Source organism: Streptomyces sp. SID486 (assembly GCF_009865385.1).
In the GTDB taxonomy this organism is placed as follows: Bacteria; Actinomycetota; Actinomycetes; order Streptomycetales; family Streptomycetaceae; genus Streptomyces.
In genome coordinates, this window is record NZ_WWJT01000550.1 from 1 (window position 1) to 11140 (window position 11140).

Below are 11140 nucleotides of genomic sequence, written 5' to 3' on the forward strand. Positions count from 1 at the left end.
CTACGGATCAGAAGGTTGCAGGTTCGAATCCTGCCGAGTGCACACAGGTGAGAGGCCCCGGATTACTCCGGGGCCTCTTGCGTTTCAGGGGCGTACAGCAGCGAAGTACAGCAACGGGGTCTGGATCAGCCGGTCTCGGTCCCGCCCATGGCGGCGGACAGCTTGCCGAGCGCGGCCCGCACCTCTTCCTCGCTGGCTTCGGCGTAGACCTCCATCGTCATGGCGATCTGCGAGTGCCGCAGGATTCGCTGGGCGACTTTCGGGTGGACTTTCAGGGCGACGAGGAGCGAGCTGCACGTGTGGCGCGTGTTCCGTAGCGGGATCACCCGGAGGCCGGCGCGCCGGGCCCGCAGGGCGAACATGCGGGTGAGGTTCCCCGGCTCGATCGGCGTCCCGTACTTCGTCGTGAAGATCAGCCCGCGAGTGTCCTGCCACAGCTCCCCGGCCGCCTTCCGGTCCCCGGCCTGCTGGGCACGCCGCATCCGGAGCGCCCGCAGGCAGAACTCAGGGAGCGGAAGGAAGTCGTCGGACTCCTCCGTCTTGGTCTCCCGGTGGAGGATCTGGCGGCCCGCACGCTGGATCTGGTGATCCACGTACAGCTCACCGGCCTCGAAATCGATCGACTGCCAGGTCAAGCCCAGGGCCTCACCACGCCGCAGGCCGAGGCAGAGGACCAGGACCCAGGCCGCGAAGAGCGGATCTTCACGGGCGACCGAGTCGGCCAGGAAGCGCCCCGCCTCGACCACGGACCAGGGCTTGATCCGGCGTCGCCGGGGCTTGGGGACCTTGACCAGGGAGGCCACGTTCTTGCTGATCTCCTCCTCGGTCACGGCGTGGGTGAGCGCGGCGCGCAGGGCGTCTCGGGCGGCCTGGACGACCCGCCGGGACGGGTAGGCCTCACAGCACTCCCCGACGGCACAGCACCGCTGACGCGGCTCGGCCCGCTTGGCGTCCTTGCCCTGGGCGCAGCACTGGCAGATGCCGGCCAGCTTGGTCAGCCACTCCCGCACGTCCCGGACGGTCAGCTTGTCGAGCCGCTTCCCGCCGAGGTGCGGGTTGATGTAGAGCCGCACCGAGCCCTCGTACGAGACGTACGAAAGCGGAGCGAGGTTGGGCTTCACGATCGAGTCGAGCCAGTAGGACAGGGACGCCTGAACCGTGCGGTGCCGGGTCTGCACCGGGCCCTTGCTGGCTTCACTGTGGAGCCTGATCCACTTCTCATGGGTCTCCTCGCGGGTCTTGCCGTATACGTACTTGCGCTTGCGGTCGCCGTCCGGCGTCGTGACCCAGGCGTAGGCCGCGAAGCCGTTCTTGCACGGGTAGATGGCCCCCTCGCCGTTGGCCCGCTTTCCGCTCATGCCGCCCACTCCCCGGTCTCGGAGGCGCAGCGGTTCACGTACTCGTCGACCCAGGCGGGGAGGATGCGGCGGTTGCGGCCGATCTTCACGGACCGGATCTCACCGCTCAGGACGAGCGCCTTGGTCTTGGAGAGGCCGAAGCCGAGCATCTCGGCGACTTCGGCCGTGGTGTGCCACTTGCGGGTGATGGTCACCGTGGTCATGCGGTGGGCTCCCCTTCGGTTCCGGGTGCGGGTTCGAGAGATGCGGCAAGCCAGGCTTCGGCGTCGGACAGGCCGGTGCCGGCGAAGACCCAGTGCGCGAGGACGTACGTCGTTTCGGCCTCCGGGCCGTCGGCTGTCGCCACTTGGGCTCGGCGCCATTCGGCGCGGGCGTCGCGGAGGGCTCCGAGGGTGGTGGAGTAGCGGCGGGACTTGGTGGAGAAGTGGCCGCGGAAGCCGAGCATGTGAGCCCAGGCGCGCAGGCGGAGGTGTTCGAGGTCCTTGCGAGCGCCGAGGGTCCAGGCCGTTCGGATGAGGCGCCGGGCGTGCTCGCTGATGTCGAGCTGGGCGAGTTCGGCGGCGAACTTCAGCGGCCGGTCGAGAGCTCCCGTGGCGGTCTCGGCGCCCTTGGTGGCGTACTTGGCGATGTACGCCGCGACGGCCCGCTCGGTCAGTTCCTGGCCGCCGTCGAAGTCGGCCGAGCGGATGGTGCGGGCGTCGAGCTGTCGGCCGAAGGCGAAGGTGTGCGCGCGGCCGTCGATGTCCGAGGCTCCCTGAGGGCACTCAACGGCGACCGGCGGTGACAGACGAGCCGCAGCCGCCAGCAGCGAACCCCCAGGTCACAGCCCCCCGGCCAGACGGGATAGCGCCCAAGGCTGGACGTCAGGCAAGATGGGGCGCTTCTTTCCGCCGGACAGCATCGCTGGCCGGCACGTCCTGGGGGGACCTTCGTGATCATCGCTGTCTCGGACGGGCATGACCCGGCCTACCAGCTCCAGACGAGCTTGCTCACGCTGATCTTTGGCATAGCACTCATCAGCGTCGGGCGGACGCTACGGCGAACCGGACGGCTGCCTGCGTATCTCGACTTCAGACAGCAGGCGTCGGGCTCGCTTGTGCCGCAAGAGGGGAAGAGTGCCGGCGCCATGAAGCTCGGAGCAGCCGCGATAGCCGTGGGTGGATTCTTCCTCTTCGGTACCGCGTGCCTCGTATTCGGCGCGCTGCATGTACTCGGTCCCTGAGGACAGGCCCTGCGAGAGCGCGCGCCAGCCTGGGTGAGTGTCTAACTGCGTGACAACGCCAGCAGACAACGATGTACGGACGCGAACTCCAGTGGACTGTCAGCGCAGGTAGGCGCCACACCAGCCCAAGACCGAACGCTGGCTCAAGTTGCTTCGGGACGAAGAAGTCACCGCGCAATGTCTCGTCACCGCGGTTCCGCCGCCGCAGCCTGCTCTGACAGACGCCGATCGAGCAGCGTGGCTGACGCCGGTGGGGGCAGCGCTACACACGCGCGCCTGATCGGTTAACACACCCGCCATCGTGGCTGACTGTCGTCGGCGGGGGCTCAGACCTGGGGCCGCCGTACGCCAGTGCACGCGATCAGCCTGCTGCCGTCATCGGTGACGACCGAGCAGCTCCACGCTGCGGTCCAAGTTCGTGGTCTCGATGCCCCTACGCCGCGTGAGCCGCGACCGGCGTCCATAGACAAGGGCGAGCGACTCGGCGGACGTAGTCCCGTTCCAGACCACGTAGGAGCCGCCGCAGCGGAGCGCCACCAGAGCGGCTACAGACGCCTCATCGCTACCGACCAGCAGTCGTTCGAGTCGTCCACGCTCCATACCCGGCACCCCCACCCGGATCCTGCTGTACAGCAGCCGGATACAGCAACCACAGCAACCAGCCCCACCCCGTAGCGCCCCCTTGAGGCCAGAACGCAACCTGTATGACCGTCTCCGACCCATCTCTCTAGAGCTACGGATCAGAAGGTTGCAGGTTCGAATCCTGCCGAGTGCACACAGGTTGAAGGCCCCGGAGAGATCCGGGGCCTTCGGCGTTTCCGGGTAGTGCGGCAGCGCAGTACGGCTACGGCACCAGCCGCCGGCGCCGCCCATGGTGACGTGCTGGACCGAGAGGCCGGCACGCCGGATCCGGGCCGGGTGGTGAAGGGCGTGGCCGGCCCCGGAGGAGAGGGCGTTGGGGTGATGTCCGTGCAGTGTCCGACTGATGTCCTGGCTGCGTAACAGCCGACGTCTCCCACTGTTCCGGACGTCGCGAACGCTCATACGATCTTCACATCGATCAAGATCCCGTCCGGGGGGAACATCCGGCGGGCTTCAGTGTGGGGACACCATCATGCGAATCCGCTCCTTCGTGGGCGCCCTCTGCGGCGCCGTCGCTCTGACCGCCCTCGCCCTCCCGGCGGCCCAGGCGGCGGAGAACCCCGTCACGTTCTCGGGCATCGCGATCGACAGCGGCAAGCCGCTGGTCCTGGGCACCAGCACGCCGAAGCAGTTCGTCGTCCACTACGACGTGAACCACACCCACAAGCTCTACGCCTCCGAGGCGTACCTGTACGCGGGCGGCCTGGACACGTGGAGCGGCCAGAGCCGGCCCCTGGCCTCGCCGGTCTGCCAGGACCTGAGCGCCACCGTCACGCGCTGCACCCAGAAGCTGGCCATCGACCCGAAGTCGCTCGTCGGCAGCGGTGTCGCCGGCACCTGGCACGTCTACCTGCAGGCGGTCGACGCCGACGACAACGTGATCGGCAAGGGCGGCCTGTACCCGACCCAGGTCCTGCGCGCCTCCACCATGACCACCACGAACGCCGACCCCGAGCCGGTCGTGAAGGGCAAGACCCTCACCATCACCGGCAAGCTGGCCCACGCGGACTGGGACACCCACGCGTACCTCGGCCGGGCCGGCACGCCGGTGGCCCTGCAGTTCCGCCCCGACGGCGGCTCCTACACCACCGTCAAGACGGTCAGGACCGGCACCGGCGGCGCGCTGAAGACCACGGTCACCGCGAACGCGGGCGGCGCCTGGCGCTGGTACTACGCGGGTGACTCCACGACCGCCGGCGTCGCGGCCGTGGGAGACGCCGTCGCCGTCAAGTGAACCGGGCGGCGGCCCGGGCAGGGCGGCCCTGATCCCGCCGGCCGCGCACGGACGTTCCGGTGAGCGGACCCGCCGGCGGGCTTCGGCGAGGGCCGCCGCCCCGGGCCGCTGTCGGAGCCGCCCTCTACCCTCACGGTGATGGCACAGGTGTGGAAGTGCTCCGGGCTGCGCTGGTCGGCGGACGGTCCGGTGCTGGTGTGGGACGGCGGACGGCGCAGCGCGCTGCCCTGGGGCAAGCGCGTCGCCTTCGCGGTGCCGGAAACCGGTGTGCGTACGTGTACGGGGGCGCGGGGGCATGCCTGCCCGGTGGGCGCGGTGGTGCCGGGGCGGAGCACGGGGGCGCGGTGCGAGGAGTGCGCGCGGCTGGACCGGGCCCACTCGGTGGCCGCCGACACGATCGCGGACGACCCGCGCCCCTACCGGGTGTATCTGGCGTGGTTCGGGCCGGGGATGGTGAAGGTCGGGATCACCGCCCTGGAACGCGGCCCGGCCCGGCTGCTGGAACAGGGCGCCGTCTGCTTCAGCTGGCTCGGCACCGGCCCGCTCATGGCCGCGCGCCGTACCGAGGAACTGCTGCGGGCCGCGCTGGGGGTGCCGGACCGGGTGCCGTACGCCGAGAAGCGGTCGGTGCGGTCGGCGCTGCCGGGGACGGCGGCGGAGCGTGCCACCGAGGTGCGGGAGCTGCACGCGCGGGCCGTCGCGCTCCCCGGCTGGCCGGAGTCGCTGCGCCCCGAGCCGTGCCAGGTCACCGACTGCGTACGGCCGTTCGGGCTGGCGGGCTCCCCGGCGGCGGCCGGCGAGGTGGTGGAGCTGGTGCCGGGCGGTGCCGTGCGCGGTGAACTGGCCGCGGCCGCCGGCCCCGACCTCCATCTCGCGGTCGGCGGACGCGGGGTCGTCGTCCTGGACACCCGCCTGATGACCGGCTGGGAGCTGGTCGCGCCGGAGCCGGCGGAGGCCGGATGCACGTTCCCTGTAAGGGAGTTCAGAAGAGCTCCGGACGGGCTGTTCTGAGCCGACGGGCCCGTCGCGCTGAGGCCGGGTGTTTCTCAGACAAATCACAGACTCCGAAAAGTGTCTTCTCAGAGGGCCCCGACAGGGTGTCCCGCATGACCACGACATCGCCCCGGGGGCGCACCGAACTGCTGAGGCCGGACGGGAGCCCCGTCCGGGTGCTCGTGGTGGACGACGAGCTGTCGATCACCGAACTGCTGAGCATGGCCCTCCGGTACGAGGGCTGGCAGATCAGGAGTGCGGGGGACGGCCAGGGGGCCGTCCGGACGGCCCGTGAGTTCCGGCCCGACGCCGTCGTGCTCGACATGATGCTGCCGGACATGGACGGCCTGTCCGTCCTGGGCCGGCTGCGGCGCGACCTGCCCCACGTGCCCGTCCTCTTCCTCACCGCCAAGGACGCGGTGGAGGACCGCATCGCCGGGCTCACCGCCGGCGGCGACGACTACGTCACCAAGCCGTTCAGCCTGGAGGAGGTCGTGGCGCGGCTGCGAGGGCTCATCCGCCGGTCCGGCGCCACCGACCGGCGGTCCGAATCGGTCCTCGTCGTGGGGGACCTGACGCTGGACGAGGACAGCCACGAGGTCTCGCGGGCCGGGCACGACATCCATCTCACCGCCACCGAGTTCGAACTGCTGCGCTTCCTCATGCGCAACCCCCGCCGGGTGCTGAGCAAGGCGCAGATCCTGGACCGCGTGTGGTCGTACGACTTCGGCGGCCAGGCCAACGTGGTCGAGCTGTACATCTCGTATCTGCGCCGGAAGATCGACGCGGGGCGGGAGCCGATGATCCACACCCGGCGGGGAGCCGGTTACCTGATCAAGCCCGCCGTGTCATGAGCGGACGACGACGGCCGCGTCCGCGTAAGCCGCCGGGGGAGGGGCGCCCGCGCACGCTGCGGACCAGGCTCGTCGTCGCGTCCGTGGTGCTGATCGCCGTGGTGTGCGCGGTGATCGGCACCGTGACCACGCTCGCGCTGCGCAGCCATCTGTACGACCAGCTGGACGGCCAGCTGGACGAGGTCGCCTCGCGCGTCTCCGGCTCCTTCGGGCCGCCGGGCCGGCAGCCGGGGGACGGGGTCGCACCGGGCGGGCAGCAGCCCAGGACGCACCCGAGGACCCTCACCGGCTTCGTCACCGAGGGCCCCCAGCCCCAGGGCACCGTCGCGGCCCGGGTCGTCGACGGTGTCATCACCGAGGCCCGGCGCGGTGTGCAGTCCACCAGCACCCTCGACGTGGTCGCCGAGCCGCTGACCGAGGCGCAGCGTGCCGCCCTCGCGTCGGTGCCGCGCGTGGAGGGGGAGCCGCGCACCGTCGACGTCCCGGACGCCGGCACCTACCGGGCCGAGTACCGCAGCGGGCCGAACGGCGCCTACTACGTCGCCGTACCGACCTCCTCCGTCGACAACACCATCGACACCCTGATCCTCGTCGAGATCAGTGTCACCGCCGCCGGCCTGGTGGCGGCCGGCATCGCCGGCTACGTCCTCGTCGGCGTCGCCACCCGCCCCCTCCGCAAGGTCGCCGCCACCGCCACCCGGGTCTCCGAACTCCCCCTGCACTCCGGCGAGGTGATCCTCAGCGAACGGGTCCCGGAGGCGGAGTGCGACCCGCACACCGAGGTCGGCCGGGTCGGCGTCGCGCTCAACCGCATGCTCGACCACGTCCACGGCGCCCTGCACGCCCGGCAGCGCAGCGAGACACGCGTACGGCAGTTCGTGGCCGACGCCAGCCATGAACTGCGGACGCCGCTCGCCTCCATCCGCGGGTACGCCGAGCTGACCCGGCGCGGGCGCGAACAGGTCGGCCCCGACACCCGGCACGCGCTGGGCCGTATCGAGTCGGAGGCCGGCCGGATGAGCCTCCTCGTCGAGGACCTGCTGCTGCTCGCCCGGCTCGACGCCGGGCGCCCGCTGCGGTTCGAGCACATCGATCTGGTCCCGCTGGTCGTCGACACGGTCAGTGACTCACGGGCGGCCGGCACGGACCACGACTGGCGGCTCGACCTGCCCGACGAACCGGCCCCGGTCCCGGCGGACGCGGCACGGATCCAACAGGTGCTGGTCAATCTGCTGGGCAACGCCCGCAAGCACACCCCGCCCGGTACGACCGTCACCGCGCGGGTGCGGCGGTGCGGGGCGTGGACGTGCGTCGACGTCGAGGACGACGGGCCGGGGATCCCGGCGCAGCTGCTGCCGCACGTCTTCGAGCGGTTCGCGCGCGGGGACACCGCGAGGTCCCGCGCCACCGGCTCCACGGGACTGGGACTCGCCATCGTGCGGGCCGTGACCGCCGCGCACGGGGGCGCCGTGACCGTGGACAGCGCGCCCGGCCGCACCGTGTTCACCGTGCGGCTGCCCGCGTCCGCCCCGGAGCCGGCATCCGCACCCGCCCCGGGGTTCGCCTCCGCACCGGTCCCTGAGCCGGCATCCGCACCCGCCCCGGGGTTCGCCTCCGCACCGGTCCCTGAGCCGAAATCCGCACCCGCCCCGGGGTTCGCCTCCACCCCGGTCCCTGAGCCCGCCCCCGCACCCGTCCCGGAGTCGGCAACCGCACCCGTCCCGGAGCCGGCAACCGCACCCGTCCCGCCGGCGGCCCCCGTGCGCGTCCCGGAGCCCGCTCCCCGGGCGGCCCGCGGGGCGGGCCGGCGGTCGCACTCACAGCCGCAGCACAGCGCCACCACACGGGTGCGACAGGGCACTTGAGAACAGTCGGTGCCATGCGAACCGACTCTTCTCCCGGCACCCTGCCGGCGCGGGAGCACCTCCCGGCCACAGACGCCGGAACGCCTGTCCTGGACGTAGTGATCCCCGTGTTCAACGAGGAGAAGGACCTCCAGCCGTGCGTCCGCAGACTGCACGAGCACCTCACGCGCACCTTCCCCTACGCCTTCCGCATCACGATCGCGGACAACGCGTCCACGGACACCACCCCCCTGGTGGCGGCCCGGCTGGCGGCGGAGGTCCCCGAGGTCACCACCGTCCGCCTGGAGCGGAAAGGGCGGGGGCGGGCGCTGCGGACCGTCTGGTCGGCGTCGGACGCCCCGATCCTCGCGTACATGGACGTCGACCTGTCCACCGACCTCAACGCCCTGCTGCCGCTGGTGGCGCCGCTGATCTCCGGTCACTCCGACCTGGCGATCGGCTCCCGGCTCACCCGCAGCTCCCGGGTGGTGCGCGGCCCCAAGCGGGAGTTCGTCAGCCGGGCCTACAACCTGATCCTGCGCGGTTCCCTCCAGGCCCGCTTCTCGGACGCCCAGTGCGGCTTCAAGGCGATCCGGCGGGAGGTGGCGCAGGTGCTGCTGCCGCTGGTGGAGGACACCGGATGGTTCTTCGACACCGAGATGCTGGTCCTCGCCGAGCGGGCGGGCCTGAGGATCCACGAGGTGCCGGTGGACTGGGTGGACGACCCGGACTCGACCGTGCACATCGTGCGGACGGCCACCGACGACCTCAAGGGTGTGTGGCGGATCGGCAAGGCCCTGGCCTCGGGCTCGCTGCCGCTGGACCGGCTGACCCGGCCGTTCGGTGACGACCCGCGCGACCGCGAGCTGTCCGGGGTGCCCGGCGGCCTGGCCCGCCAGCTGGTCGGCTTCTGCGTGGTCGGCGGCCTGTCCACCCTGTTCTACCTGCTGCTGTACAGCGGCTTCCGGCAGTTCTGCGGGGCACAGCTCGCCAACGCGCCGGCGCTGCTGGTCTCGGCCGTGGCCAACACGGCCGCCAACCGCCGGCTCACCTTCGGGGTGCGCGGCCGCGGCGGGGCGGCCCGGCACCAGGCCCAGGGCCTGGTCGTGTTCGGCATCGGCCTGGCCCTGACCAGCGGTTCGCTCGCCGCCCTGCACACGGCCACCGACAGCCCGGCGCACTCCACGGAGCTGGCGGTGCTCATCGCCGCCAACCTCGCGGCGACCGTGCTGCGGTTCCTGCTCTTCCGCGTCTGGGTCTTCCCGGACCGCGGGGAGCCGGGCCCGGAGCCGTACCGGACCATCCACGTCCGCGCCGACGAGGCCGCGGACGGCAGCTGGAGGGACGTCACCGCGCGGCTGAGCCCGGTGCACCCTCACGACAACGACCCGGGGGACCCCCGATGACCACGCAGTACGACCCGCCGGCCACCGGGCAGGACGGTACGACCGCCCGGGGGCCGAAGCCCCCCGCACCCGCGCGGGCTCCCGGAGCCGGTGAGCCGGGACAGCCGTTCGCCCGCCGGCTGTGGCGCGGCCGGGAGGAGGACCCGCGCTGGGCGCGTCCGGCCCTCCTCGGCCTGCTGGCCGCCACTCTCCTGCTCTACCTCTACGACCTCAGCGCCTCCGGCTACGCCAACTCCTTCTACTCGGCGGCCGTCCAGGCGGGCAGCACGTCCTGGAAGGCGTTCTTCTTCGGCTCGCTGGACGCGGGCAACGCCATCACCGTCGACAAGCCGCCGGCCTCGCTGTGGCCGATGGAGCTGTCGGTCCGTGTCTTCGGCCTCGGCTCGTGGGCGATCCTCACGCCCGAGGTGCTGATGGGCGTGGCGGCCGTCGCCGTCGTCCACGCCGGTGTGCGCCGCCGGTTCGGCCCCGCGGCCGGTCTGATCGCGGGTGCGGTGCTGGCGCTCACCCCGGTCGCGGCGCTGATGTTCCGCTTCGACAACCCGGACGCCATGCTGGCCCTGCTGATGTCGGTGGCCTGCTACCTCGTCGTCCGGGCCCTGGAGGACGGCCGTACGAGGTGGCTGGTGTGGGCGGGCGTGGCGATCGGCTTCGCGTTCCTCGCCAAGACGCTCCAGGCGTTCCTGATCCTGCCGGCGCTGGCGTCCGTGTACGCGGTGTGCGCGCCGGTGCCGGTGCGCAGGCGCTTCGGGCAGCTGGCCGCGGCGACGCTGGCGCTGGTGGTCTCGGGCGGCTGGTGGGTCGCGGTCGTCGAGCTGTGGCCGGCCTCCGCACGCCCCTACATCGGCGGCTCGCAGCACAACAGCTTCCTGGAGCTGACCTTCGGCTACAACGGTCTCGGCCGCCTCGACGGCGAGGAGACCGGCAGCGTGGGCGGTGTCGGCGGGGGCGGCGGCACCGGCATGTGGGGCGAGACCGGCTGGAACCGGATGTTCGACTCCGAGATCGGCGGCCAGATCTCCTGGCTGCTGCCCTCCGCGCTGATCCTGCTGGTGGCGGGTCTGGTGGCCACGCGCCGGCTGAGGCGGACGTCCGTCACCCGTGCCTCGTTCCTGGTGTGGGGCGGGTCGCTGCTGATGACCATGGCGGTCTTCAGCTTCATGGCGGGCATCTTCCACCAGTACTACACGGTGGCCCTCGCCCCCTACCTCGCGGCCGTGACCGGCATGGGCGCCGGTCTGCTGTGGGAGCGGCGGCGTCAGGCGTGGGCGTCGGTCACGCTCGCAGCGGCCGTGGCCGCGGCGGCGGCCTGGGGCTACGTGCTGCTCCACCGGACCCCCGGCTATCTGCCCTGGCTCAGGTGGCTGGTGCTGGTCGGCGGGCTGGTGGCGGCGTTCGGCCTGGTCTTCGCGGGCCGTATCTCCCGGCGGCTCGCTCTCGCGGCGGCGGCGGTGGGACTGGTGGCCGCGCTGGCCGGGCCGACGGCGTACACCCTGAGCACGCTGGCGGAAGGCCACACCGGTTCGATCGTCACGGCCGGCCCGGCGGGCGCGAGCACGAGGGGCGGCCGGGGCGGCGGCCCCGGTG

General features: G+C 72.1%; 9 protein-coding genes and 1 pseudogene. 7 read left to right on the forward strand and 3 right to left on the reverse strand.

What is annotated here, in order from left to right; translation table 11 throughout:
* Positions 1-125: 125 nt before the first annotated feature.
* From GT045_RS25515 to GT045_RS25525, 3 genes and pseudogenes are all read right to left on the reverse strand, one after another.
* Complete coding sequence (locus tag GT045_RS25515; protein ID WP_345942754.1) at positions 126-1367, reverse strand: site-specific integrase; 1242 nt, start codon at positions 1365-1367, stop codon at positions 126-128.
* The gene (locus GT045_RS25520; protein WP_053710560.1) at positions 1355-1561 is read right to left on the reverse strand and encodes a helix-turn-helix domain-containing protein; all 207 of its coding nucleotides are present in this window, start codon (positions 1559-1561) and stop codon (positions 1355-1357) included. The genes GT045_RS25515 and GT045_RS25520 overlap by 13 nt, the downstream gene beginning before the upstream one ends.
* Positions 1558-2100 (reverse strand): annotated as a pseudogene (locus tag GT045_RS25525) (replication initiator); the annotation flags it as partial. The gene GT045_RS25520 and the pseudogene GT045_RS25525, both read right to left, overlap by 4 nt.
* A gap of 189 nt (positions 2101-2289) precedes the next feature.
* On the opposite strand from GT045_RS25525, the gene GT045_RS25530 reads away from it, so the two are divergent.
* From GT045_RS25530 to GT045_RS25560, 7 genes are all read left to right on the forward strand, one after another.
* Positions 2290-2580, forward strand: a complete 291-nt coding sequence (locus GT045_RS25530; protein WP_161335587.1) for a hypothetical protein — start codon at positions 2290-2292, stop codon at positions 2578-2580.
* 1114 nt (positions 2581-3694) lie between these two features.
* Complete coding sequence (locus tag GT045_RS25535) at positions 3695-4456, forward strand: hypothetical protein (protein WP_161335588.1); 762 nt, start codon at positions 3695-3697, stop codon at positions 4454-4456.
* A 138-nt stretch (positions 4457-4594) separates the two neighbouring features.
* Positions 4595-5467: a DUF2797 domain-containing protein gene (locus GT045_RS25540; protein ID WP_161297501.1), complete on the forward strand. Its 873-nt coding sequence runs from the start codon at positions 4595-4597 to the stop codon at positions 5465-5467.
* Positions 5468-5562: 95 nt separating this feature from the next.
* Positions 5563-6303 (forward strand): response regulator transcription factor, encoded by a 741-nt coding sequence (locus GT045_RS25545; RefSeq protein WP_161297499.1) that lies wholly within the window; start codon positions 5563-5565, stop codon positions 6301-6303.
* A complete protein-coding gene (locus tag GT045_RS25550) occupies positions 6300-8168 on the forward strand; it encodes a HAMP domain-containing sensor histidine kinase (protein ID WP_161335589.1) in 1869 nt (622 codons plus the stop codon). Before GT045_RS25545 ends, GT045_RS25550 begins: the two co-directional genes overlap by 4 nt.
* 14 nt (positions 8169-8182) lie before the next feature.
* On the forward strand, positions 8183-9553 hold the full coding sequence (locus tag GT045_RS25555) for a bifunctional glycosyltransferase family 2/GtrA family protein (protein WP_161335590.1): 1371 nt from the start codon (positions 8183-8185) through the stop codon (positions 9551-9553).
* Positions 9550-11140, forward strand: a 1591-nt coding sequence (locus tag GT045_RS25560; protein WP_237538860.1) for a glycosyltransferase family 39 protein, incomplete at its 3' end; no start/stop codon positions are given. The genes GT045_RS25555 and GT045_RS25560, both read left to right, overlap by 4 nt.

Excerpts from the sequence above, each read along its gene's own strand:
- GT045_RS25520 (WP_053710560.1), bottom strand. The coding sequence starts at position 1,561 with ATGACCACGGTGACCATCACCCGCAAGTGGCACACCACGGCCGAAGTC.
- GT045_RS25535 (WP_161335588.1), top strand. The coding sequence starts at position 3,695 with ATGCGAATCCGCTCCTTCGTGGGCGCCCTCTGCGGCGCCGTCGCTCTG.
- GT045_RS25540 (WP_161297501.1), top strand. The coding sequence starts at position 4,595 with ATGGCACAGGTGTGGAAGTGCTCCGGGCTGCGCTGGTCGGCGGACGGT.
- GT045_RS25545 (WP_161297499.1), top strand. The coding sequence starts at position 5,563 with ATGACCACGACATCGCCCCGGGGGCGCACCGAACTGCTGAGGCCGGAC.
- GT045_RS25550 (WP_161335589.1), top strand. The coding sequence starts at position 6,300 with ATGAGCGGACGACGACGGCCGCGTCCGCGTAAGCCGCCGGGGGAGGGG.
- GT045_RS25555 (WP_161335590.1), top strand. The coding sequence starts at position 8,183 with ATGCGAACCGACTCTTCTCCCGGCACCCTGCCGGCGCGGGAGCACCTC.